The sequence below is a fragment of the Micromonospora sp. NBC_01638 genome, from assembly GCF_045209745.1.
Classification (GTDB): Bacteria; Actinomycetota; Actinomycetes; order Mycobacteriales; family Micromonosporaceae; genus Micromonospora.
The window spans coordinates 4,112,632-4,135,827 of the sequence record NZ_CP109273.1 but is presented as its reverse complement, the minus strand read 5'-3'; the positions used below and the strand labels follow the sequence as shown (position 1 = coordinate 4,135,827).

Sequence of the window (23,196 nt, the reverse complement as noted above, 5' to 3'; positions counted from 1 at the left end):
TGGACGCAGGGACGCGCGTGGTGTCGGAGCAGGGGTGGGCACCCCTGTGTCGCCGCCTTTGCCGCCGCCGCGATCAGGTCCCGTCGCTGCGGGCTGCCAGGAAGCACAGGCCGGCGAGGATCAGCGCGTACGGCCCCCAGAGGTATCGCTCCCAGACGCTTGAGGACGCGACATTCATCAGAGCGCCAAGGAGCAAGAGTCCGAAGAGGATCCACGTGCCCCAGCGGGCCACGGCCTCGGGCATCCCGAGCAGTCCCATCCCGCCCCGACGGAGCACGACCAGCGCGGCGAACGTCCAGACGATGACCGCCACACCGCTTGCGACTCTCCACCCGGTGGGCAACGGGCCCACGTGAATACCGCCCCATGCGGCGCGCCCCAGCGGCGCCCCCACAGCGAGGGCGAGCTGGAACAGCGCGATGCCGACCAACCCGACGGCGGCTGCCATCGGCGCACCCTTTACCAGAGTCCAGCCCATCGTTGTCGCGGTCATGCGGTGTTCTCCTGTCGCGAGGGATCGATGTCGTCGAGCGCCGCGAGGCATTCCTGCGCCCAGGCAATCGCCGCGTGGGCACTGTGGCGGCCTGCTGAGATCGTGAGTTGCCAGAAGGGTGCGTCGTCGGCGTACTGCGGCTCTCCGGCAATTTGGACGGCCAACTCGTCGAACTGGAGCAGCCGCTGTTGTGCCTCGGCCTCGGCCTCGGCGATGAGGGCACGGCACACCTCAACACCCAGGGTGCGGCCAAAGAACAAACGCAGGAGCAGGCCGTTGCGGGCCGGCACCGCTTGGATCGGCTGGGCGAGCAGCTCGCGCAGGCGGCGGGTCCCCGACGGAGTGATGGCGAATGTTGACGAGCCGGCCTTGGCCGACCCGCTCCGCCTAACAAACCCGTTGCGCTCCAGCTCGGCAAGCGCCGGGTAGATCTGCCCGAAACTCTCGCTCCAGAAGTGCCCGAGAACATCGCGGATCGCTTCCCGCAGCGCGTAACCAGTCATTGGCTCGGTGCTCAGCGCCCCGAGCACGGCCATGTCGGTCTGACTCGAACGCGCCATCGTCGTTGCCTCACACTCGGTGGGACTATCTGACAGATATATCTACTAGAGATGTGGCACCGCGTCAAGGCTCGCAGTGAGGTGCACACATCTCGGCAAAGTCACGCAACCAGCGGCCGATCAGGATGGGTGACCTAGCGCCTCAGCTGGCAGGTGCGGCGACGTCAGCCGGCCCCAAGCAGGTCCCACCGGTTGCCGGCGATGTCGAGGAAGACCGCGACCCGGCCATAGGGCTCGGTCCGCGGTTCCCGGACGAAAATGACACCGGCTTCGGTCATCCGCCGGTAGGCGGCGTCGAAGTCGTCGACGCGGAAGAAGAACCCGACTCGGCCGGCTACCTGGTTACCGATTGCGACGCGTTGCTGTTCTCCGTCGGCGCGAGCGAGCAGGATCCCGGTCTGGGCTCCCGGCGGCCGGACGACCACCCACCGCTTCGGTCGACCGTCACTGGTCAGCGATGGGGAGTCCTCGACGAGGTCGAAGCCAAGTACGTCGGTGAAGAACGCGATCGCGGGATCGTACTCGTCGACGATCAGGGCAACCAAGTCGATCTGCACCACGGCAGCGTACGCGGGAGGGTGTCCTGCTGGGGTGCTGCCGTCTTCGGGTCGGCCGAAGAGGTCTCGAGATGTCCACCTGCCTGAGGTAACACGGGGTGGCCCCACGTTCACCCATGTCGCCCGGCCCCTGCTCTCCCAGCCCAAGGGACCACGCGCCGAGCACACGAACCCCGTTTTGCGACCGACAGTCGGTCACGGTGACCCGCGCTGGCATCATCCGCACCGACTCCGGCCCTCCAACCACCCCTGTGGGTCGGGGGTCAACCCAGCTCCCCGCCGCCGCGCCTCCGACGCCTCACCGACCCGGATGCTGCCTCCCGGCACCTGTCTACGCCGGCTCCGGCGGCATGGTGGCCCTGACGTACGCGGTCGGTGTGGTGGTGCTGACAAAGGGCTCCACCAACGGGTCAGCCGCTTCGCCGGTTACCCCACTGGCGCGGGCTCTGGACCGAGCTCCGGCCGCCGAGGTGCTGACCCTTTCCATACGGTTGAGGCGAGGCGACCTTGCCCTTCGCGCGTCGGGCGGCCCGATTTGCGTGAACGGCAGGCAGGTCGGTCTCGGCCGTGGGTGCGGTGTCGGCATCCACTAAATGGGCGTCTTGAACGGGCTCAGGCTCCGGCATCGGTTTCTCCCTGGATTCGTGGGGTGCCCTGCGGACCATCGACCGCCGACGGACGCGGACTACTCGACGCCGGTATGGGCACCTTGACGGTATCGCAACGCCGAGCCCGTCCGATCGACGGTCCGTAGCCCGCGTGAGGGTGGCAACCGTCTGTGGCAGCTACGCGACCGCGAGCTGACCGGAAGGGCTGTCCCAACCGCCCGACTGACCTTCAACTGCCGAGCGCACGGCCCGTCGGTTGCGGCCCGAGAATCGAGGCGCAAGCGTCGACGCCGCGTGAAAACTGACCCCCGCGGTTCCGAGCAACCCTAGTGATGAGTTGTCGCGCCCGCACCCGTCACACCTACGGCAGGACACGACGAGACGGAAGGATGGCGTGATGAGTGCGGACACGCGGCTGGAAAAGCTGGGCGTGAGCGGTCTGGGCGGGACAGGTCTGGGCGAGGTCGACGAGCCGGCGTTCGCGGGGCTGGCGGAGCGGCACCGGCGGGAGCTGCACGTGCACTGTTACCGAATGCTCGGCTCGTTCGAGGATGCCGAGGACACCGTGCAGGAGACGCTTCTTCGTGCCTGGCGGCGGCGGGAGACCTTCGAGGGGCGGTCGACGTTCCGGGCCTGGCTGTACCGGATCGCCACCAACGCCTGCCTGGACCTGCTCGCGAAGCGCCGCCCGGAGCCCGCGACCGGCGGCGAGGTGCTGTGGCTGCAGCCCTACCCGGACCGGCTGCTCGACGAACTGCCCGCCGACAATGCGGACGAGCCGGAGACCGTCGCCGTCGCGCGGGAGACGATCGAGCTGGCATACCTGATCGCGGTCCAGCACCTCGCGCCGCGCCCGCGGGCCGTGCTCATCCTGCGGGACGTGGTCGGCTGGCCGGCGAAGGACGTCGCGGACCTTCTCGGGGACTCCGTCAACTCCGTCAACAGCGCGCTGCAGCGGGCGCGCGCAGGCATGCGGGAGCACCTGCCCGCCGAGCGGCAGGACTGGACCGGCGGCGAGGAGGACGCCGCGACGCGCGAGCTGGTGCGCCGCTTCACCGACGCCAGCGTGGCCACGGACATCGACCGGCTCTCCGCAATGCTGCGGGACGACGTCCGGTGCTCGATGCCGCCCACGCCGGGCCTGCACGCCGGCCGCGACGCGGTGGTGAACGACTGGGTGGAGAGCGGCTTCGTGGGCATGAAGGGCCTGCGCACCGTCCTCACCTCCGTGAACCGGCAGCCCGCCGTCGCCTTCTACCTCTGGCAGGAGCAGGAGGACGCGTACCTCCCGTTGACGATCGACGTCCTGCGCGTCACCAGCGGAGCCATCACCGAGATCGTCATCTTTCACGACGACCAGTTCCCGCGGCTCGGCCTGCCGGAGCGCCTGCCGGCGGACGGGACGCAGTAGCCCCGGTATGGACGCTCGCGCTGCGCGGTGGCGTGCGTGTCGCCGTGGTCGCGGCCCAGTGGTGCGACGCGTTCGGCGTCGTCACCCGCAGGCGGGTGCCAGGACCGTCACGGGCCAGTCAACACACCCCGTACGCCAGGCACCGACTGATGGAGAATCGACATGAACCGCATGAGTGACACCGGGGTCGCCGCAGGTCCGGCGTCGGGCCAGCCCAGCCACACCCACCGACTCCGCGGGCTCGCCGGCACCGGCTTCATTGCCACGCTCGCAGCGATGGTGGCCACCACCCTCGCCGCTACGCTTGCCCAGGCCGTTGGCGTCGACTTCGAGGTCCCCGATGGTGGCGAGACGATCCCCTTGGCCGGGTTCGCCGTGGTGACCGGCTTCTTCTCGGTCGTGGGCATCGTCATTGCCGTCGCTCTTCTTCGTTGGAGCGCTCGCCCCGCCGAACGATTCGTGTGGACGACAGTGTCGCTGACCGCGATCTCGTTGGTCCCGCCCTTCCTCTCCGCGGCAAACACCGCCACCACCATCGCCCTCCTCGGGCTACACCTCGTCCCTGCGACGGTGATGATCCCCACCCTGGCGCGGAGCCTCCGCGCCCGGACCGATTGACGATCCCGTCGCAGATACGGCGCGACGCTCTTCGCGGCGGTGACCGCTTCGCCGACCGGCACCCCGTCCGCTCCCACCGCAAGCCCGGCCACCACGCCACGTCCTTACGGCCCTGACCTGCCCACACTCCCCCACCAGCCAGATTAGACAGCAGCCGAAGTCCGTTCGAAGCCGTTGAGCACTGCTCCTGAAACAGGACGCCGCACCCTCTCCGACCTGGGCAGACGTGGCGCCGCAGGCCGGGGTGGGTGCAGTTGAGGGCCGCTCGATTCCGTTGGGCGCAGTTCAAGCCTCGCCACGTGCGCCCTGTGTGCGGGCGAGGCGCAAACCCGGGCGGCGAGCACTGTCGACCGAGTCGCATACGCGGGACTCGCAAGACTCTTTTCAACATCGATATTTAATGATATCTATCTCACACCGAACCTCCTACCCCCACCGGAGCGCGACGTGCGGAGATCCCGTCTGACAACCCTCGCCCTGAGCCTGGTCACGGCCCTGGGCGCCACCCTCACTCTGGCAGCGCCCGCCCAGGCGGCTCCCGGCGACCATTACGTCGCCCTCGGCGACTCCTACTCTTCCGGGGTTGGTGCCGGCAGCTACACCGCCGAAAGCGGTTCCTGTCAGCGCAGCACCAACGCCTACCCGGCGCTGTACGCCACCAACGTGCGACCCGCGTCGTACCGCTCGGTTGCCTGCTCCGGTGCCACCACCGCGAGTGTGACCAACACGCAGCTCGGCGCGCTCAGTGCCACCACGACCCTGGTCAGCGTCACGGTCGGCGGCAACGATGTCGGATTCGCCAACATCATGACCACCTGCGTGCTCTACGGGACCACCGACTGCGTGGCCGCCGTGCAGGCCGCCGAGGACAAGGCCCGGGCCGACCTCGCCAACCTGCTGCGCACCGTTTACAACGGAATTCGCACCCGAGCGCCCTCGGCCCGGGTGGTGGTCGTCGGCTACCCGGTCTTCTACCAACTGGGCACCACGTGTGTCGGACTCAGTGCCACCTCGCGTGCGAAGATCAACGAGGGCATCAACCTGGTGGATGACATCACCCGAAGTGCCGCCCTGGCCGCCGGCTTCACCTTCGCTGACGTCCGGTCGCAGTTCGTCGGGCACCAACTGTGCAGCTACGGCGAGAAGTGGTTGCACGCCCTGAACTTCGCCAACCTCGGCATCTCCTACCACCCGACCGCAGCCGGTCAGTCCGGCGGCTACTACCCGGCCTTCCGCTCCGTCGCCGGCTGACGTCGGGGGCGCGCGGGGCTTTGTCCGGTGCCCCGCGCGCCCGGCGTCTTCCCGTCGAGCCACACCGGGTATCCGCCCCGGGCGCGTGGTCTCATGCGCGGCGCTGACAATCCGAAGTGTTCGATCGCAGCGACCTCACACCCCGCGAACGACTCCTCGCCGTCTTCGACATCCACGCGCCCCTGTGCCCGTTCATCGCGGCGGCCGTCGACAACTCGGCGAACAACTGGCGCTGCTCCTGGATGGCGCCTCGGCCCGCAGCCGAGTCCTCAACACCGAGACCTTGGCCACCGCCGCCGCCATCGCAGCCGTCCTCGTCGACAACGCCATCCCCACGGCGGCGGTACCGGCCGGCGCAGGCGGGAACCAGTCAGCCGGACAGGCCACCCACACGCCAGCCTGAACCTGAGGTGCCACGGGTTCTCCGGACAGGGACCCCAATGCGGTCTTGCTGAGGATGGTGCTGAGTTGACGATCTCTCCGCGCTAAAGGACGGAGGTTCCCTCCACGCTGCGCGTGGAACACGCGGCGTCCGGGCGGATTCCTGCTTCGCGGCGCGGTGCCGGCACGGGTGCCGGTCTTACCTGCGCTCCACAGACGTTTAGGCTCTCGGCGCGTCCCGCCGCGAGTATGTTGATGGCCGCGTTGACGTCCCGGTCGTGGGTCGATCCGCATGGGCAGGTCCACGATCGGAGGTTGAGCGTCATCTTGTCGTTGATCCGGCCGCAGTCGGAGCACATCCGGGTGGAGGGAAAGAACCGGTCCACCCGGCCGAAGGTCCGCCCGTACCGGGCGGCTTTGTACTGCAACATGTCGGTGAAGCTGGCCCAGCCCGCATCGTGCACGGGCTTCGCGAGTCTGGTTCGGCCGAGACCGGTCACGCACAGGTCCTCGACGTATACCGCTTGGTTGTCGCGGATGATCGTCGTGGACAGTTTGTGCTGCCAGTCCCGCCGGGTGTCGGCCACCCGGGCGTGCGCCCTGGCGACTTTCACGACGGCTTCCTTGCGGTTCTGACTGCCTCGCTGCTTGCGGGACAGGTCCTGCTGCAACCGCTTGAGCTTGCGGGCCGCGCGGCGCAGGAACTTCGGTGCGGTCACCTTCGTGCCGTCGGAAAGGACGGCGAAGTGGGTCAACCCGAGGTCGATGCCCATCTCGGACTCGACCGGCGGCAACGGCTCGTCTGTGGTCTGCACAACGAACGAGGCGAAGTACCGGCCCGCAGCGTCCCGGATCACCGTGACCGAGGTGGGCTCGGCCGGCAAATCCCGCGACCAGCGCACGCTCAGGTCACCGACCTTCGGCAACCGCAGCCGGCCATTGGCACAGACCTTGAACCGGCTGTTCCTGGTGAACCGGATGGCCTGCCGGTTGTCCTTGCGGGACCGGAACCGCGGCGGAGCCACCTTCCGACCTTCGCGTCTGCCGGTGACCGAGGCGAAAAAGTTGCGATACGCGGTGTTCAGGTCCGCGAGGGCCTGCTGCAGCACCACCGACGACACCTCGGCCAGCCACGCCCGTTCGGGTGTGGCTTTGGCCAGGGTGATGACCTGCCTGGACAGCTCCCCGTCGGTGACGTACCGCCGTCCGGCGTCGCGGGCTTCCTGCCGCGCGCGCAGTCCGTCGTTGAACACCGCCCGCGCGCACCCGAACGCCCGAGCCAACGAATGCCGCTGACTCGGCGTCGGGTAAACGCGGTAGTTGTAACGGAGCCACACAGACACAACTCACCATTGGTCTATGACCCAGATCGAAGACATCCGCACTGGCAGACACTGCGTTTTCGCTCTACACGCTCATTTGGTCTTCGTAACGAAGTTCCGCCACGACGTGTTCGCCGACCGGCACCTCACCCGGATAGAGGAGATCCTGCAGACGGTATGCACCAACTTCGAAACCGAGTTGGTCGAATTCAACGGCGAGAACAACCACATCCACCTACTCGTGAACTTCCCGCCCAAAGTCGCCCTAGCGAAACTGGTCAACTCCCTCAAAGGCGTGTCCAGCCGACGGATGCGGCAGGAGTTTCCCGACCTACGGCGGCACTACTACCAGGCCAACAAGCTCTGGTCGGGATCATACTTCGCAGGCTCCGTCGGCGGGGCACCGCTCAGCGTCGTACGCCAATACATCGAGCAGCAAAACCGTCCGGTCTAGAGCACTACTCAGGCCAAGCGGCCCCCCACCGCGAGCCTCCACCCCCGCCCTGAAGAGCGGAGCACTGGCCCGCAACCCGGTAGCCCATCACGGTCGGGACGGTCAGGGTGAGGGCGGCCGCGATGTCGGCGTTCGACTTGCCGTCGGCGACGGCCTTGGCGACCTGGCTCTCACGAGCGCTGAGATGTTGGAGGCGTTCTCGTGCCGCCAGTTGGTCGGTGTCGTGGCTGGTGCTGTTGGCGACCATGGTGATGAGCCGTCGGGCGATCTCCGGCGACAGCATGCTGTCCCCTTGGCGTGCCGACCGGATGGCGCGAACCCCGGCGGCGATACGCCAGATCGCCCACCGGGCACGGGCGCACGTCGCCCGCCGCGCCCGGAAATCACACGCGGCCACCAGATCCACCACGCCAAGGAACTCTGAGTCGCCCCGGTGAATTGGAGGCAGCCCCGGCACACCCCCGTAGCGCATTCCCCCCGACCGTCCTGAACTGGGCACCCCCGCCGGCACCGGAGGCGACGTCATCGGGACGGGCCCCAGAGGTAGACACCGAGACCGGCCAGCAACAGGCTGATCAGGCTCGCACCGGCGCGTACCGAGTTCCACCACGTCCAGCCGGACGAGTAGTCCGCCCACACCCGGACCGCCTCCGCCGGGTCGGTCGGCACGCCCGCGGCGTCGAGCGTCTCGTTCATCGGGACGTTGACGACCACCGTCGGGATGAACGCGCCCACCACGTACACCCCCGCGGCCACCAGGAACAGCACGCCCGCTGGCCGGCGACCGAGGATCAACAGCATCACACCGGTCACCGTGGCGGCGACGATCGGGCCGAGGAACGTGACGAAGAACAGCGGATTCTGGATCTTCTGGTTGATGCTCGTCATGGCCCGGATCGCGGTGCCGGCGTCGACGGCGTTGAGACCGGGCATCACCGACACCGAGAAGGCGTAGTAGACACCGGTGATCGCACCCGTCACCGCCAGGGTCACCGCCGCCGACCAGGCAGCCAGGGTGGCGGTCATGCCCAGTCCGCCCATTTTTCACCAGGCGAGGTGTCCCACGCGCCAGCGGCGGCGGCATCCCGGGCATAGTCGGCGAAGCCGCGGGGCTTGCGCCCCAGCGCCCGTTGCACACCATCGGTGAGCTGGGCGTTGCGGCCGTCCAGAACCTTGTCGAACAGCTCGGTCAGCACCGCCGCAAGCTCGGCTGGTACGTCATACCCGGCCACCCCGGCGGCGTACTCCTCGGGCGGAACCGACCGGTAGCGGATCTTCCGCCCGAGCGCGTTGCCGTCCAGTACGGGTGCCCAAGTGCGCTGGTCGGTCCGGTCGAACGGCGGCACGCCGGAGCGGGAGCCGACCCGTACCGGCCGGTCGAGCTTGATGAGCCGGTCCAGCACCCGGCGGCCGGTCTTGCCCGTGCCGCCCAGTCCCAGAATCGGCTGCTCATACACGTTCTCTGTCATGCCACCAGTCAAGTCGGGGGCGACGGCACCGGGAATGGGCGAGGCTCTCGACCCCATGTTCCGACGTCTCAACCGTCCAGGTCCCAGGGGCTATGGATGCCCTCGCATGGCTGCTGGACGGGCCGAGAGCGCGCGGTGCGTTCCTGATGCGGTCAGTGTTCGACCCGCCGTGGTCGGTACGGATCCAGGATCACGCGCCGCTCACCCTGGTCACCATGCTGCATGCCGCGGCGTGGGTGGCACCGGACAGCGCTGCCCCGGGGACGACTACCGCTTGACGCGGCTAACACTGTTAGCTTACGGTCAGGCTAACGCCGTTAGCCAGGAGGAGGGTTATGATCACCAGCAGTTCCGCGTTGTCAACCCGCGCCGCGCGGGCGCCAGGATCTGGTCGCGATCGGATCGCAAGGATCATGTTGTGGTTCGCCGCCGTCGGCGCCGCCGGCGCCGCGCTCACCGCGGCCGCCACGGTTTGGGACGCCGATGGCGGGACCAAAGTCGTCGAGACCTGGCGAGCCTACGGCCTCGTCGTCTTCGCTGGCCTGTTCCTGCTGCTTTCGCTGGCACCGCGCGGCTACCGAGGCGTGTGGGAGCTGGTGATCTTCCACAAGGTCGCGCTCACGGTGACCGCCTTGTTCTACGCCGCCCACGGCGGCATCGCCGACACCGCAACGATCGTCGGTTGGGATGGCACCGTCTCGGCGCTCCTCATCGGTGCCTACGTGTTGAGTCGCGGTTGGACGTCGTCCCCGGACCGTCGCGGCACCGCCCAACGCGCCGGATGAGAGCCCTGGTAGCGATCCCGGCTTGCCCGAGGCGCTGGTGAACCGCCGCGCCGAGGTGGTCAACGCGGCCGAGCGGATCCTGGAACGTGAAGGCCCAGACGCGGTAACCATGCGGCGCCTCGCCGACGAACTACGGATCCAGGCACCCTCGCTGTACAAACACATAGCCGGCAAGACCGAGATCGAAGCTGCACTGCAACAGCGCGCGCTGGAGAGGCTCGGTGCTGTGCTGGCCGGGGCCAGAGCCGACCTGGCCACGCTCGTCGCCGCCTACCGGCGATGGGCGCTTGAGCACCCTCGTCTCTACGAGTTCAGTGCCCGCCAGTCCCTGGATCGTCCACGTCTCGAGTCCGGCGTCGAGGCTGCGGCGGCTGCGCCCCTGTTGAAGGTCACCGGCGGCAACATCGCAGCCGCGCGTGCCATCTGGGGCGTCGCACACGGCCTTGTCGATCTTGAGCTGGCCAACCGATTCCCACCCAACGCCGACCTCGACGCGGCGTGGGCGCACGCGATCAACGCGTTCGCCATCTATTGCACGCCAAGCGAAGGAAACCCGGCTTCGGGGGTGGGCCCGTAGAAGGCCCTGGGCGCTGCGTCCGCTGGCGGCTGCCGCCGGCGCTCAAGACGCGGATGGCTCCTCGTGACGGTTGAGCCATCGGACGAGAGCGCGTTCGATGTGTCCTCGTTGCCGCATCCATCGGATCAACAGGGCGATGCCGAGTGACAGGACCAGGCCCGCCCACTTGGGTGCACCCGCTTTCCACACCAGCCCGCCAGCGAGTCCGGCGATCAGAAGCAGAACCCACTCCGTCCTTCCAGGGGTCACCCACCTGGCCGACCTTGTGCGAATCACGAGCACATCGAAGCACATATCCGGTCTGTGACCTCCTCGTCTCGAAAGAACTATCACCAGCGATTCACCTGGGGGGAAGTGCTGCATGAGCTGGCTGGCCCGTCCTTCACCGTCCATGGACGTCCACCCCTCGTTCGCTTCGGTCGTCACTCGGTTAGTCACCTATCAAGGCGGATAGGTAGCCGGAGCTGCCGTCAGGACGACGCAAGCTCCACTCGCAGCCCCTGGCCATACTCGTCCGCTTCATCATCCGTGACGACAGCGAAGGCCCCGGGTGGAACCCCGTGGAGCTTTGCGACTCGAGAGGCGACAGCCAACAGGGCTGGCTCGTCCGCTCCGCCAATGAAGAAGATGTAGACATCCTCGGGCACCACCGGCCCGCGCTCCGGGCGGCGGCACTGCGACAGGGTCTGGTTCATAAAGGACCGTCGTCGGAGGTCAGCACGCGGGTACACCTGATGCTGGCGACTTCGCCGTTGACCGGTAGCCAGTAGAACGGAATGAACGCGGCGACTGCGATCAGGCAGGGGCGTCCTCCCGTTAGCTCCAACGACCTCGGGTGCCCTGATCACCCGTGGCGGCACCGGTTGCCAGCGGATCTCTGCGGCCGCTAGATTGACATTTCATCGATGAACGTCTACCTCGCAAGGTACCGGGAGTCCGCATGTCCACGTCTGTCACTCGCCGCACCGTCCTGGCCGGTGGCGCCGGTGCCGCCATCGGCCTAGCGCTGCCCGGCCCCGCCGCCCACGCCGATGGCCACCATCCCACCAGCGTGACCTTCACCCTCGACGCGAGAACGCTCGACGGCGGTGAGCAGGTCACCTCGGTCACTCTCGACACCGGCCGGCTCGGGCCGATCGACGCCGCCGGGCTCACCCCCGGCACGTTCACCGTGCATGCCAAGGCCACCAGCCCGATCCCGATCGCTCCCGGCGATCTGATCTTCAGCGAGTACGACCTGGACCGCACGGTGACCGCGGCCCGGCTCGACCGGCACGGAAACATTGTGCTGGAGCTGAGCTACGCCGAAGGTCAACTCGGCGGTGGCACCCTCGGCTACATCGTTAGCAGGGGCCGCAACGTCCGGCTGGACGTCGTCTACACCATCAGGCATAACACCCCGCTCGTCCGGCGCAACGGCTCGCCGTTCACCATCACTCGCTTCGTGCAGGGGCGGCTGTCGAACCCCGAGGTGGACGCCTTCAGCCACCACGTCTCGGGCTCGGTCCTGAAGTACCGGTTGTACTCCCCGGAGCGTTCGCCCCGCCACGGTCGGCTGCCGCTGATCCTCTGGCTGCACGGCGGCGGCGAGGGTGCCTCACTGCCCGACGGCTACTACGACAACGAGACCACGCTGCGCGCCAACCGCGGCGCGCTGGGCTTCGCCACCCCGGAGGCTCAAGGCATCTTCTCCGGCGCGTACGTCGTCGCTCCGCAGAGCACGTCCTACTGGATGGAGGACGGCCCCCGGTTCGCCCCGCTGATCCGCGAGATCGTCGAGGACCTCGTACGCCGCAAGCGTGTCGACCCCGACCGGATCTACGTGGCCGGTTGCAGCAACGGCGGCTACATGTCCCTGGAGATGACCGTTGCCTATCCCGACCTGTTTGCCGCGTCGGTGCCGATCTGCGGCGTCGTCGAGCCGCTCGGCGAGGAGGGCCCGCCGCTGATCACCGACGCGGAGCTGGCGAGGATCCACACCCCGACCTGGCTGGTCACCTCGCGCGACGACGACACCGTGCCACCCGAGACCAACACCATCCACGCCCACGACCTCATCCCGGGATCACTGATCACCCTGTACGACCATGTCGTCTGGAACGGCTACCAGTTCCCCGGTCACTGGTCCTGGATCTACGTGGCCCGCAACGACCCGAGCCGCAACGGCACCCACATCTGGCAGTGGTTGGCCCGCCGTCGTCGGTGATCCGCCGCTCAGGGTCAAGCGAGCGGGCCCGACACCGTCAGCACCGGCCGAGCCAATCCCGGATTCATGGCGGGGTTCGTCCCAGGTTCGTCCGGGCCATGGACTCTACGAGACCATCCACCGCCGGGACGTCGCGATCTTGCACTTTCTGCCTCGACTTAGGGGGCAATCCACGCATCTCGGCGACCGAAACTGCAAGATCGGCGCGGCGGGGCGCTGCGGCGGGGCGCTCTGGAGTGGCGAACCTGGGTTCGGGAGTTCGCCGTGCCTCCTTGGCCCAGCGGCCGAACGCTGAACGCAACGGTGTTGATCTGGGGATAACGTTTTGATCTTGCTGGGTTGCACCATCCGACGTCTACAGCTACCGACCTCCGCACTCCCCCAACTTTCCGGAATCTGTAAACAACCCTTGATATTAAACCTCACGAACGTCAATATGTGTGGAGGTCGCGGGTCGCCGAAGCCTGGGGAGTGAGCCATGAGAAGCCGTCGGATTTTCGCAGTGGTAGCCGGGGCGGCGATGACCGTCACGGCCACCATCGCCTTCGTCCCCAGCAGCACGGCGGCCGTGTCGTCGGCCAACGCCGTTCCGATGGTCGCCTGCACCGCCCCGGCCTGGGCCGAGGGCCCCACCTACCAGGCGGGCGCCCAGGTCACTTACGGCGGCCGGCTCTACCAGGCTCTGGTCACCCACACCGCGTACCCCGGAGCCGGATGGAACCCCGCCGCGACCCCGTCGCTGTGGCGTGACTTGGGCGCGTGCTCGGGAAGCACTCCGCCGCCCACCACGCCACCACCGACGACCCCGCCGCCCACCACGCCGCCCCCGACCACACCTCCCCCCACCACGCCGCCGCCAACCGGTGGGACCTGCGCGGTGAAGTCGCGGCCCGCCGGCAAGGTATTGCAGGGCTACTGGGAGAACTGGGACGGCGCCTCCAACGGCGTACACCCCGGACTCGGCTGGATCCCGATCACCGACAGCCGGCTCAACCAGCACGGCTACAACGTGATCAACGCGGCGTTCCCGGTGATCCGCTCAGACGGCACGGTGCTCTGGGAAAACGGCATGGACGCTGGCGTGAAGGTGGCCACCCCGGCCGAGATGTGCCAGGCCAAAGCGGCTGGCGCCACCATCCTGATGTCGATCGGTGGGGCCGCTGCGGGCATCGACCTGAGCTCCAGCGCGGTCGCCGACCGGTTCATCGCGACGATCGTGCCGATCCTGACGGCCTACCACTTCGACGGCATCGACATCGACATCGAGACCGGCCTGACCGGCAGCGGCAACATCAACACCCTGTCGACGTCGCAGGCCAACCTGATCCGGATCATCGACGGAGTGCTGGCCCGGATGCCGTCGAACTTCGGCCTGACCATGGCACCGGAGACGGCCTACGTCACCGGCGGCAGTGTGGTCTACGGCTCAATCTGGGGTTCGTACCTGCCGATCATCAAGAAGTACGTGGACAACGGCCGGCTCTGGTGGCTGAACATGCAGTACTACAACGGCAGCATGTACGGCTGCGCCGGCGACTCGTACCCGGCGGGCACCGTGCAGGGCTTCACGGTGCAGACGCAGTGCCTGAACAACGGCCTCACCATCCAGGGCACCACCATCCGCGTGCCGTACGACAAGCAGGTCCCGGGCCTGCCCGCGCAGAACGGGGCAGGCGGTGGCTACATGTCGACGGCGTTGGTCACGCAGGCCTGGAACTCCGTGCCCGGTCTCAAGGGCCTGATGACCTGGTCGGCGAACTGGGACGGGTCGAAGGGGTGGACCTTCGGCGACAACGTGAAGCGCCTGCAGGGCCGCTGACAGGTGCTGGCGCCCAGGTCGGGGAGGAAGCTCCCCAGCCAGCCGAGCGCATCCAGTGACCACTCGTCGAGTGTCCCGTGGAAGGTCGGCCGAGCACACCGCCCGCGCACGCCGAGGATCGACCCGCGCGGGCGGTGGTGGGTGAAACTACGCGGCGGCTCCCCCGTCGAACACCAGGTCGGTGCCGACGGCGAAGCCGGCGTCGGGCGAGGCCAGGTACAGCACCGCTGCGTCGATCTCGTCGAGGGTGCCGACGCGGCCGATCGGCAACTGTGCCGCCATCCGGTCGGCGCGGCCGGCTGGGCTTTCCCCGGGCAGGAGAGACATCCCGGTGTCCATGGGGTTCACAGGGACCGCCACACCAGCGCATGGCCCGGCGCGTGGTGTGACTCCAGAGCAGATCGAGTAGGTGCGTCCACGGCTGGTCGAGTTCACCGCGCAGATGCTGCAGGGTGCGGTTCGGCGGTCGGATCAGCGCGTGCTGGCCCGTCGCAAGCAGTGCCGGTACGCACGTGGCACTTGCCATCCCCTTGATGCATCCAATCGGCCAACATCGGCGGGCTTGCTGCCGTCAGGCTGCCCGCGCTGTCGTCGCCCCTGCTGTCAGCCGGTTCGACGAACCAGCGGCACCGCTTTCAGTCGATGTGCGGCGGTGGCCGATCGACAAGGATCGCCGGATCAGCCGCTCTCCGCCTGCTTCCTGGCTCGTAGGGTGCGCAGCATCCGCGCGTCCTGAAACCCGACCGCACGGGCCGCAGCATCCGCAGTCGCGCCATGATCGATCAGGTGCTCGGCTCTCTCCAGACGCAGGACCTGCTGGTACGCCAAGGGGGTGGTGCCGGTCGCCCGCCGGAACAGGCGCGTGACGGTCCGCTCGCTGCATCCGGCGGCTTCAGCAAGCAGACGTAACGGCAGCCGCTCGGTAAAGCGGCTGTCGACCAGGTCCTGGATGCGGTGCACCGCTTCGTCGACGTGCGACCGGTGGCGCAGGACCGAGCTCAGCTGCGGATCGCCGCCCTCGCGGCCGACGTGGACGACCATGGCCCGCGCGATGCTGGCGGCCACGGCCGGTCCGTGCCGGACGCTGACCAGGTGCAGGGCGAGGTCCGTCGCACTCGCCACCCCCGCGCAGGTGACGACCCGGTCGTCCGAGACGAAGAGGACGTCCCGCACGACCACTGTCCCCGGGTAGGTCCGTGCGAGTTCCTCCTGTATCGCATGGTGGGTGGTGCAGCGGCGCCCCTCGAGCAGACCTGCCCGACCAAGGGCATCGACTCCGGCGCAGATGCTGACCACCGTTCCGCCAGCTGCGTGGTGCTCACGCAGCCGACGGGCGTTCGCGGCGCTGATCATCCGGTCGGGTCCGCGCCATCCCGGTACGACGACCAGGTCGTCGGCGGTGAGGGGTGGCCAATCGACGTCAACGTTCAGGGACAGCCCCTGCACGCTGCACACCTCAGCTTCGTCTGACACGTAGTGGAGCCGGTAGTCGTGGCCGAAATCGGTGGCGATGGAGAACACCTGAGCCGGTGCCGCCACCTCCAGCAGGTGCACCGAGGGGACGAGGAGGAAGACGACGCGCGGCATGGCAGGTTCAGCGTAGCGGTGTGCCTGTCAGCTCAGCCACCGTCCTAATGGTCGCGAACCGTCCGGACAGCGCGTACCGGGTGCGCTCGATGATGTCCCGTACCCCCAAGGCAGACCCGCCGTCCAAGTCCGGGATAGGGCAGGTAGCCGTCGCGTCGATCGCGAAGGTGACGTCGAAGCCTAGGTCGGCGGCCACGCGGGTGGTCGTCTCGCAGCACTGCTCGGTCTTGATGCCACACACCGTCAGTTCACGTACACCCCGCCGAGTCAGCATCTGGTGAAGGTTGGTGGTGGTGAACGCGTTGTGCGCGGACTTGACCAGCACCGGCTCGTCGGTTGCCCGGTCCAGGCCGTCCATCAACCGGACGTACCCTCGGGCGGGATCGAAGACGGTACCCGAACCAGCGCGTGACCCGAGAACCCAAATGACGAGGTCGTCCTGCGCCCTGGCCAGGCTCACCAGCCGGTTGACCTGACCGACGATGTCGGGCTCGGAGACCAGCTCCCAGTCGGGCAGCTGGCGAAACGACTCCTGCACATCGATGACCAACAGCGCTCTGTTCATCCATCCAGGGTGCAACCTGCTTCTGCCCTGCCGAAGACCGGAACCGGCCAGCTTGCGGATCGATCCGGACAGCCTGTGGCCAGGGCGAGCCCTAACTACGCATTGGAGATCAACTCCCGGAGAGCGCTCGATGGCAGCAGCGCTGCTGGGGTCAGAGGGGCGAGGGCAGGACGAACGCCGCGACCTCCGGCCGCTCGGCGTGTAATGCGTCGCTCGCCATAGTTGATCAACGCTTGGCGAAGACCAAGGTTAGCTCTCAGGCGCTGCGGGGAGCGGCACACCGGCCCACGGAATGGGCAGGGGGTGCCGCTGCAGCAACGTGTCGAGCACGTCGCGGATCGTGTGTCGGGACAACTCGCCGACGACGACCTGGGCCACGCGGTCGTAGATGCCGTCCAGGACGGGCGCGATGCCGTACCCGACCGGGCAGTCCTGGCGGGGCTGATGCGGGTGCAGCACGAACACTGAGCCCGACTCGACGACGGCGTACACGTCGGCAAGGGTGATGGCGGCGGCTGGCGCCCGCAGCGACCACCCGCCGCCGGGACCGACGTCGGTGGTGACCAGGCCGGCATCGCGCAATGGGCCGAGGGCGCGGCGGACGGCGGCCGGATTGCTGTCCAGGCTGGCGGCGATCTGGTCGCTGGTCAGCCCGGTGTGGCCGTGCCGTTCTGCCAGCGCGAGCCAGCACAGGGCATGAACGGCCACGGTGAGGCGACTGTTGCCGGCCATGAGGTCTCCGTTCAGGGGGTTGCGCTTTTGGTTCCCACCACGATAATACGTAACAGGTTCTGTTACAGATAGGGGCTCGCGTGCAACCTTCCGACTTCACCAGCTGTGCCGTAGTGGAGATGCGGCGCTACGCGTTGCGACCAGGGCACTTCGACGATCTGCAACGGGCCTTCCAGCCGTGGTTCGTCGCGGGCCAGGAGCAGGCCGGGATGCGGCTGGGCGGACAGTTCCGGGATCGGAACGACCCGGACCGGTTTGTGTGGTTTCGAGGCTTCGCCTCTATGGACCAGCGTCGCGAGGCGCTGGAGTCCTTCTACTTCGGGCCGGTGTGGCAGGCGCACCGCGACGCGGCCAACGCCACAATGATCGACAGCGATGACGTGCTCCTGCTGCGCTCGACCGAGCCGGCGCACCACCCGGGTGCGCCGGTGACCCCCGGGCAGCCGGGACCGACGGCTGCCCCGACCTGGGCGGTCGCCCAGGTGTGGTCGCTGCCAGCCGACGCCGACCTGGAGGCGTGGCTGGCCACCGCCGGACACGCGGTTCTCCAGCGGGTTCTCGGCGTACCGGTGGCCATGTGGCGCACCGAGCCGGCGGAGAACACGTTCCCACGGCTACCGGTGCGCGACGGCCACTTCGTGGTGTCACTGGCGGTGTTCGGAGACGGGGAGCAGTGGTCCCGGGCAGCGGCCCGGCTCGATGACGACCTCGACTGGCGCCGGTTCACCGACCGCCTGTCGGATGTCGGGGTGACAAGCGAGGTGAATCACCTGCAGCCGACGGCCACTTCGAGCCACCCGATGCCGGTGGCCGCACCAGCCCACTAGAGGGTGGCTCGATGATCGAGCCGTGAAGCATCGACGGGCTACCACGCCGCACGGCGGGATTCGACTTCCTCATCGGATCGTGGCGGGTCGACAACGAGCGCCTGCGTGAGCCGCTGAGGCGGCCGGCAGGAGGATATTCCATACCGGCGTCCGCGTGGTCGACCAACCTGCACAACGGCGCGATGAGTGTCGACGAGATGTGGTAACCGGACGAGGACTTCGCGGGCACCTCGATCCGACTACACGGCCAGCAGCGGCACGTGGACGACCTAATGGGTGAACAGCAGCACCGGCCGACTGCACGGTCCCGTCGCCGGGCGCTGGGTAGGGCCCGGCAAAGTCGTGGGGGTGCCCGGCTTGATCAGTTTGGTGTAGACGCGCCCTTGCCGGTGGCAGCAGGGCGGGCATGACGGCCCGAATGATCACCGAGGTTCCCACGCCTTGTTGATCGTCCGAAGTGGCGCCTGGGCGTGGGCGCTGCGCATTGGTGAGCAGGTCCGGCACCAGGTCGACCACTTGCGGGTAGCGGGCGTACTCGAACGTCGTCCACGCGTACTCCACATCCCGCAGCGCCCGGTCCACCGGCACCACCGGCCGGCGGTCCGCCGGCTTGCCTAACGGGATCTCGTAGCGGGAGAGCGCGGCCCTGATCCGATCGACGCCCCCGACGCGATTCGTCGCTTGGACCGACGCGGCGTCCCGGCCAGACCTTCGTCCAGCGTGGTCGCCCAGATTCGTTCGGCGATGGACCTGGGTTGGTTAGCGCGCTGCCTGGCCTGTGTCGCGTGCCGCGGCGAGGCTGCGGAGAAGCGCGGTCGGCGCCGCGGGCAGCGGTGGCAGCCTGCGGCGTCCGGACCTCACCGATCCGTTAGCGGACCGAATACCCGGCCAAGGCGGCTTGATGAGTGGTTACGCGATGAGCAGGAGCGCGCTGATCGCCAGCATCACCGCTGCGGTAGCGCCGTGGATGCCGTAGACGGCCGCCTTGGGGCCGTTGCTGCGCAGCACGATCACCGCGTCGCCGACGGGTATGACGGTGGCGGCCAGCAGGATCCAGCCCAGCAGGTGGGTTGTCCCGCCGATCAGCACGATCAAGATGAAGAGCCCTGAGGCGATGTCGCGGACGCCCTTGACGGACAGCCAGGCTTGGAAGGCCCGGTCTTCGGTCGGCGTGTCGGGGATCCCGAAGCCGCCCGCGCCCTGCGGGGCCCAGAAAGAACTGGTGCCCATGAAGATGACGGCCGCGCCGATCAGTCCGGCGAGCACGGTGGCGATGTTGCTGAGCATGAGGTGTTCCCTCAATCCTGGATTGGCCCTCGGGCGGGCGGGATGTTGTGGTTGAGGCGGAAGATGTTCTCTGGGTCGTAGACGGCTTTGAGGTCGGTCAGCCGCCGGTAGTCCGTGGCGTTGTAGGCGGAGCGGACCTGCGTGGCGGCGTTCTCGCCGTTCATGAAGTTGAGGAACTGGCCGCCGGTGCTCCATGGCGCGATCGCCTCGAACATGCGCGCGTGCGCCAGCCGGATCTGGGTGATGTCGGCGCGTTCCAGCCGGGACACCACGTTGAACAGGTATCGCGCATCGCGGTTGCCGACGGCATTGTTCACGGCGGGCGGGTGGGCGAGTCTGCCGCCGAGGTGGCGCAGTTCGACGATGTGCGGCACCGGCGCATGGGGGCCGGCCAGGTCGAGGATGGCTTGCACGGCGGTGGCGTCGAGTTCGCCGAGCATGGCCGTGCCCGACTCGACCGCGCCCGGCGCGACGGGGTCGTTGTGGATCGACCCAGCTTCTGTGTAGGCCAGCTTACCGAGAGTGTCGCTCATCGGGCCGATCGCCCGCAGTGGCGCCACCAGGCGCTCGCCGGTTCCGGGATCGCCGGCCGCGCAGGCGATCCGGATGTGGATGGTGCGACGGCCGCGCAACGGCTCCGGGATCGCTGGAACGTCCGGCAGGGAGATCAGCGCGATCGAGGAGTTCATCGCCTCCGGCACTGTGGCGGCCCATTGCAGGTAGGTGCCGAACACATCGGCGGCCTTCTCAACGGGAAAGACCAGTGCTCCGCCATACAGCGTGGTGACCGGCATCAGATCGATCTCCATTCCGGTCACCACGCCGAAGTTGTCCCGGGCGCCGCGCAGAGCCCAGAACAGGTCCGGCTCGCAGTCCCGGGTGACGTGCCGCAGACGGCCGTCCGCCGTGACGACGTCGAGGCCGCGCACGTGGTCAGCGGCGTAACCGAAGGTCCGGGACAGCAGGGCCAGGCCACCGCCGAGGGTGTAGGAGACCGCGCCCACGTGCGGGGCCGAGCCGGACAGGGGTGCCAGCCCGGCCGCTGCTGCCCTGTGGATCACCTGATCCCAGCGTGTTCCCGCGGCCACCCACGCGGTGCCGGCATCGGCGTCCACCCGGACGGCGCTCATCCGCGCGGTGGTGATCAGCACTCCACCCTCGGCGGCGACGGCGGCCAAGGCATGCCCGGTGCCCTGCACCGCCACCGGGAGCCCGCGACCGCTCGCGTACGTCACCGCCGCCTGCAGGTCGGCGGGCCCGGCGGCACCCACCACCAGGTCGGGTCGATGCCGGCGGGCGGTCTGCCAACCGGCGCGTTCCTCGTCGTATCCCTCGTCGCGGGGCACAAGTACCGGCCCCATCACCTGATCGGCCAGCCGGTTCATGCTTCCTCCTTGTCGCCGCCGAGCCTGGTGGCCAGGAACAGGCCTGCACGCTCCAGCGCCGCTGCCGACTCGGCCGATTCGGCGTCGAGCTGGAACACGTGCGGTTGACGCGGAACCACCTCCAACGTCACCTCGACCTCGTCGGCCCCGGCACGTCCGGCGAGCCGTACGGCGTCGTCCAGCAGGAGCTCGCTCGAGCCGACCTGGATCAGCAGGGGCGGCAGCCCGGTGAGATCGGCGAAGACCGGGCTCGCCTCCGGTGCCGCACCGTCGCCGCCAGCGAGGTCCCGGTCGAAGAGCCATTTGAGATCGGCCGGAGCGAAGAACGGGTCCACCCCGTCCTTGGACCGCATGCTCGCGCCGCTGAGGGTCAGATCGACCGCCGGCGAGAACAGGACCGCCGCAGCCGGCATCGGCAGACCCGCGTCCCGGGCGCGCATCATGGTGACGACAGCCAGGGCGGCGCCGGCCGAGTCGCCCGCGACCACCAACCGCTGCGGATCAACACCGGCAATGTTGAGCACTTCCGTTCCTCCAAAGTTAGTCAAGCTCCCTGACAGTCAGGTGACCTTACCATGCTGGTTGGTACCGTCAAGCGGCCTGACGAACTCGCCTGGGAGGAGGAACGCACGACGATGACAACGCGTTCAGGAACGCCGGAGCGGCGACACAAGCCGAAGCTGCCACTCCCCACCCTGCTCACGCAGGCCAGGGACATTGCGCTCGAGGGACTTCACCAGCAGTTGGCCGACGAAGGGTTCGAGGGGATCCGGTTCGCCCACGGCTCGATCTTCCGATACATCGACGCCGAAGGCGCGCGGCTGACCACGCTCGCCGAACGCTCCGGACTCACCAAGCAGGCGATCAGCGAACTTGTCGGCGAACTAGAGGATCGCGGCTACCTCGAGCGGGTCACCGACAAGGCCGACCGCCGCGCGAAGATCATCCGACTCACCAACCAAGGCAGGGCTGCTCAGGGCGCAGCCGCCCGGATCCTCGCCGACGTCGAGCAGCAATGGTCTCGGCTTCTCGGCAGGGACCAGGTCGCCATGCTGCGGCGGACTCTGGAACTGGTCATCGCCAACGAAACGGTCAACACTCCGACCACGTCCCCCCCGCAGTAGGCGTGCCGGCGCGACGCCGGGTGCACTGCGCCAGGATGCACAAGTGGATGCGGCGGTCAGCGGGTATCCCGTCGACGTGATGCGGGGTATCAGCCCCGCCCCGGTCCTGAACGCCCCGCCGGGCCGGTCGAACGCGAACAACGCCGGGCCCTGGGCACCCGCCGGGGTCAGGAGGCGGGAAAGAGGCCGAGGGCGGTCAGCAGCATCGGGACGGCCAGTAGGATCACGCCCAGCAGCACGGGTGCGCCGAGCACGCCGAGGACGACAACGCCTTTCCGGAGCTCGAAGCGCCGCGAGTAAGAGACCGCCAGGACACCGTAACCGGCTGCATACAACAGGAAAAAGAGCACGTAACCGATTCCGGCCATGTCGATCTGGTCGGCGGTGCCCGTCAGGCCCGAGGCCATGCCGACCGCTTGTGCCACGTTGCCGACGGCGTACACGCCGAGCATCGCAAACGCTCCCCACAGCGACACGCCCAGAAGCGCTGGAGGAAGAAACCTCGGGCGTTTGACGATCGACAGCAGTGCCACAGCCGCCCCTGTCACCTTCAGCCCGGCGACGAGCAAGTTCATCACGGCGATCCCGGAAGCGGACTCGGCATGGGGGCCGTCGGCGAAGTGGTCGGTCATCTCGTAGAAGACGTTGACCGCCGCAAACCCGATGCAGGCCAGAACCACCAGACCACCTGTCACGGTGACGCCGGCGCCGGGTCGCGCAGGGGCTTGGGGACGATCGGTTACGAAAGCAACGGAAGCCATGCCCGCCAGTCAACGCGCACCCGGCAACCGAGTTCTCCCTCGCGAGGGGGAAATCGACGTTGCGGACTAACGCTGGAGTGGGAGTCACGGTATGAGCTGGCGGGAGGGATTCCGCGCCTGGGTCAGCGGATGAGATGGGCGCGGGTGCGGCGGGAGACGTACGTGGGGACTGGCTGCCCGAGCCGGTTGTCGTGCCCGCCGACGGGTCGGGGCCGGCCGAGCACGCCTTGCTGACCGACTCACTGTCCATGGCGTTCCTGGTGCTACGACCGCCACGTCGGCTCCAACGCCTACACCAACACGGTCACCGGCTACACCGATCAGTACGCCCAACCGGTACCACCGTCACCATCCCCGCCGCCCAAGGCGCCCTCGCCGGCACCTACACCACCAGCGCCACCTACCATCCCGATCGCG

Annotated in this window: 28 protein-coding genes; 12 read left to right on the top strand and 16 right to left on the bottom strand. The window is 68.2% G+C overall.

The genetic code is table 11. From position 1 onward, the window contains the following. Window positions 1–73: 73 nt before the first annotated feature. The 3 genes from OG811_RS19625 to OG811_RS19615 all read right to left on the bottom strand — a co-directional run bounded on the left by OG811_RS19625 (window position 74) and on the right by OG811_RS19615 (window position 1,613). Window positions 74–493, bottom strand: a complete 420-nt coding sequence (locus OG811_RS19625; protein ID WP_406067736.1) for a hypothetical protein — start codon at window positions 491–493, stop codon at window positions 74–76. Continuing rightward, on the bottom strand, window positions 490–1,053 hold the full coding sequence (locus OG811_RS19620; protein WP_406067734.1) for a PadR family transcriptional regulator: 564 nt from the start codon (window positions 1,051–1,053) through the stop codon (window positions 490–492). Before OG811_RS19620 ends, OG811_RS19625 begins: the two co-directional genes overlap by 4 nt. Window positions 1,054–1,217: 164 nt before the next feature. Further along, window positions 1,218–1,613 (bottom strand): VOC family protein, encoded by a 396-nt coding sequence (locus tag OG811_RS19615; RefSeq protein ID WP_406067732.1) that lies wholly within the window; start codon window positions 1,611–1,613, stop codon window positions 1,218–1,220. 1,002 nt (window positions 1,614–2,615) lie between these two features. On the opposite strand from OG811_RS19615, the gene OG811_RS19610 reads away from it, so the two are divergent. From OG811_RS19610 to OG811_RS19595, 4 genes are all read left to right on the top strand, one after another. Continuing rightward, window positions 2,616–3,629: an RNA polymerase subunit sigma-70 gene (locus tag OG811_RS19610; protein WP_406067730.1), complete on the top strand. Its 1,014-nt coding sequence runs from the start codon at window positions 2,616–2,618 to the stop codon at window positions 3,627–3,629. A gap of 162 nt (window positions 3,630–3,791) precedes the next feature. Beyond that, window positions 3,792–4,247 (top strand): DUF6069 family protein, encoded by a 456-nt coding sequence (locus OG811_RS19605; protein ID WP_406067728.1) that lies wholly within the window; start codon window positions 3,792–3,794, stop codon window positions 4,245–4,247. Window positions 4,248–4,694: 447 nt separating this feature from the next. Beyond that, the gene (locus OG811_RS19600) at window positions 4,695–5,498 is read left to right on the top strand and encodes an SGNH/GDSL hydrolase family protein (protein WP_406067726.1); all 804 of its coding nucleotides are present in this window, start codon (window positions 4,695–4,697) and stop codon (window positions 5,496–5,498) included. 184 nt (window positions 5,499–5,682) lie between these two features. Further along, window positions 5,683–5,901 carry a hypothetical protein gene (locus OG811_RS19595; protein ID WP_406067724.1) on the top strand — a complete coding sequence of 73 codons (219 nt, stop codon included), beginning with the start codon at window positions 5,683–5,685 and terminating at the stop codon, window positions 5,899–5,901. An 82-nt stretch (window positions 5,902–5,983) separates the two neighbouring features. Here OG811_RS19595 and OG811_RS19590 read toward each other — a convergent pair whose 3' ends face one another. Further along, window positions 5,984–7,216 carry an RNA-guided endonuclease InsQ/TnpB family protein gene (locus OG811_RS19590; protein ID WP_406075811.1) on the bottom strand — a complete coding sequence of 411 codons (1,233 nt, stop codon included), beginning with the start codon at window positions 7,214–7,216 and terminating at the stop codon, window positions 5,984–5,986. Window positions 7,217–7,238: 22 nt separating this feature from the next. Between OG811_RS19590 and tnpA the strand changes: the two genes are divergently transcribed. Next, entirely contained in the window at window positions 7,239–7,655 is a 417-nt protein-coding gene (gene tnpA / locus OG811_RS19585) for an IS200/IS605 family transposase (RefSeq protein ID WP_406067722.1), read from the top strand. A 4-nt stretch (window positions 7,656–7,659) separates the two neighbouring features. Here the strand turns inward: tnpA and OG811_RS19580 are convergent, their stop codons facing one another. From OG811_RS19580 to OG811_RS19570, 3 genes are all read right to left on the bottom strand, one after another. Beyond that, entirely contained in the window at window positions 7,660–7,938 is a 279-nt protein-coding gene (locus OG811_RS19580) for a LuxR C-terminal-related transcriptional regulator (protein ID WP_406067720.1), read from the bottom strand. 239 nt (window positions 7,939–8,177) lie between these two features. Then, window positions 8,178–8,681, bottom strand: coding sequence for a DUF1772 domain-containing protein (locus OG811_RS19575; protein WP_406067718.1), 504 nt, complete (start codon window positions 8,679–8,681; stop codon window positions 8,178–8,180). Next, the gene (locus OG811_RS19570; RefSeq protein ID WP_406067716.1) at window positions 8,678–9,124 is read right to left on the bottom strand and encodes a hypothetical protein; all 447 of its coding nucleotides are present in this window, start codon (window positions 9,122–9,124) and stop codon (window positions 8,678–8,680) included. Before OG811_RS19570 ends, OG811_RS19575 begins: the two co-directional genes overlap by 4 nt. Window positions 9,125–9,216: 92 nt before the next feature. Between OG811_RS19570 and OG811_RS19565 the strand changes: the two genes are divergently transcribed. From OG811_RS19565 to OG811_RS19555, 3 genes are all read left to right on the top strand, one after another. Continuing rightward, window positions 9,217–9,402: a cupin domain-containing protein gene (locus OG811_RS19565; protein WP_406067714.1), complete on the top strand. Its 186-nt coding sequence runs from the start codon at window positions 9,217–9,219 to the stop codon at window positions 9,400–9,402. Window positions 9,403–9,537: 135 nt separating this feature from the next. Further along, window positions 9,538–9,909, top strand: a complete 372-nt coding sequence (locus tag OG811_RS19560; RefSeq protein WP_406067712.1) for a hypothetical protein — start codon at window positions 9,538–9,540, stop codon at window positions 9,907–9,909. Between the two features lie 22 nt (window positions 9,910–9,931). After that, window positions 9,932–10,486, top strand: coding sequence for a TetR/AcrR family transcriptional regulator (locus tag OG811_RS19555; protein WP_406067710.1), 555 nt, complete (start codon window positions 9,932–9,934; stop codon window positions 10,484–10,486). A gap of 470 nt (window positions 10,487–10,956) precedes the next feature. Here OG811_RS19555 and OG811_RS19550 read toward each other — a convergent pair whose 3' ends face one another. Next, window positions 10,957–11,181, bottom strand: coding sequence for a hypothetical protein (locus OG811_RS19550; RefSeq protein ID WP_406067708.1), 225 nt, complete (start codon window positions 11,179–11,181; stop codon window positions 10,957–10,959). Window positions 11,182–11,426: 245 nt separating this feature from the next. On the opposite strand from OG811_RS19550, the gene OG811_RS19545 reads away from it, so the two are divergent. Both OG811_RS19545 and OG811_RS19540 read left to right on the top strand, forming a co-directional pair. Continuing rightward, entirely contained in the window at window positions 11,427–12,692 is a 1,266-nt protein-coding gene (locus tag OG811_RS19545; RefSeq protein WP_406067706.1) for a prolyl oligopeptidase family serine peptidase, read from the top strand. Between the two features lie 478 nt (window positions 12,693–13,170). After that, window positions 13,171–14,511 carry a carbohydrate-binding protein gene (locus OG811_RS19540; RefSeq protein WP_406067704.1) on the top strand — a complete coding sequence of 447 codons (1,341 nt, stop codon included), beginning with the start codon at window positions 13,171–13,173 and terminating at the stop codon, window positions 14,509–14,511. Between the two features lie 147 nt (window positions 14,512–14,658). Here the strand turns inward: OG811_RS19540 and OG811_RS19535 are convergent, their stop codons facing one another. The 4 genes from OG811_RS19535 to OG811_RS19520 all read right to left on the bottom strand — a co-directional run bounded on the left by OG811_RS19535 (window position 14,659) and on the right by OG811_RS19520 (window position 17,395). Next, window positions 14,659–14,850 (bottom strand): SDR family oxidoreductase, encoded by a 192-nt coding sequence (locus OG811_RS19535; protein ID WP_406067702.1) that lies wholly within the window; start codon window positions 14,848–14,850, stop codon window positions 14,659–14,661. Between the two features lie 339 nt (window positions 14,851–15,189). Further along, window positions 15,190–16,098 carry a GlxA family transcriptional regulator gene (locus OG811_RS19530; RefSeq protein WP_406067700.1) on the bottom strand — a complete coding sequence of 303 codons (909 nt, stop codon included), beginning with the start codon at window positions 16,096–16,098 and terminating at the stop codon, window positions 15,190–15,192. 7 nt (window positions 16,099–16,105) lie between these two features. Next, window positions 16,106–16,663, bottom strand: a complete 558-nt coding sequence (locus tag OG811_RS19525) for a cysteine hydrolase family protein (protein ID WP_406067698.1) — start codon at window positions 16,661–16,663, stop codon at window positions 16,106–16,108. Between the two features lie 249 nt (window positions 16,664–16,912). Further along, window positions 16,913–17,395, bottom strand: coding sequence for an RrF2 family transcriptional regulator (locus tag OG811_RS19520; protein WP_406067696.1), 483 nt, complete (start codon window positions 17,393–17,395; stop codon window positions 16,913–16,915). Between the two features lie 80 nt (window positions 17,396–17,475). On the opposite strand from OG811_RS19520, the gene OG811_RS19515 reads away from it, so the two are divergent. Further along, window positions 17,476–18,222: a hypothetical protein gene (locus OG811_RS19515; RefSeq protein ID WP_406067694.1), complete on the top strand. Its 747-nt coding sequence runs from the start codon at window positions 17,476–17,478 to the stop codon at window positions 18,220–18,222. A 909-nt stretch (window positions 18,223–19,131) separates the two neighbouring features. Here the strand turns inward: OG811_RS19515 and OG811_RS19510 are convergent. The 3 genes from OG811_RS19510 to OG811_RS19500 are packed head-to-tail and all read right to left on the bottom strand — an operon-like array spanning window position 19,132 to window position 21,418. After that, window positions 19,132–19,509 carry a DUF4267 domain-containing protein gene (locus OG811_RS19510; RefSeq protein WP_406067692.1) on the bottom strand — a complete coding sequence of 126 codons (378 nt, stop codon included), beginning with the start codon at window positions 19,507–19,509 and terminating at the stop codon, window positions 19,132–19,134. A gap of 11 nt (window positions 19,510–19,520) precedes the next feature. Then, window positions 19,521–20,894: an FAD-binding oxidoreductase gene (locus OG811_RS19505; RefSeq protein WP_406067690.1), complete on the bottom strand. Its 1,374-nt coding sequence runs from the start codon at window positions 20,892–20,894 to the stop codon at window positions 19,521–19,523. After that, window positions 20,891–21,418 carry an alpha/beta hydrolase fold domain-containing protein gene (locus OG811_RS19500; protein WP_406067688.1) on the bottom strand — a complete coding sequence of 176 codons (528 nt, stop codon included), beginning with the start codon at window positions 21,416–21,418 and terminating at the stop codon, window positions 20,891–20,893. Before OG811_RS19500 ends, OG811_RS19505 begins: the two co-directional genes overlap by 4 nt. 51 nt (window positions 21,419–21,469) lie before the next feature. Here OG811_RS19500 and OG811_RS19495 point away from each other — a divergent pair, with 51 nt between their 5' ends. Beyond that, window positions 21,470–22,018, top strand: a complete 549-nt coding sequence (locus OG811_RS19495; protein ID WP_406067686.1) for a MarR family winged helix-turn-helix transcriptional regulator — start codon at window positions 21,470–21,472, stop codon at window positions 22,016–22,018. Between the two features lie 167 nt (window positions 22,019–22,185). Here the strand turns inward: OG811_RS19495 and OG811_RS19490 are convergent, their stop codons facing one another. Beyond that, window positions 22,186–22,779 carry a hypothetical protein gene (locus OG811_RS19490; RefSeq protein WP_406067684.1) on the bottom strand — a complete coding sequence of 198 codons (594 nt, stop codon included), beginning with the start codon at window positions 22,777–22,779 and terminating at the stop codon, window positions 22,186–22,188. Between the last annotated feature and the right edge of the window lie 417 nt (window positions 22,780–23,196).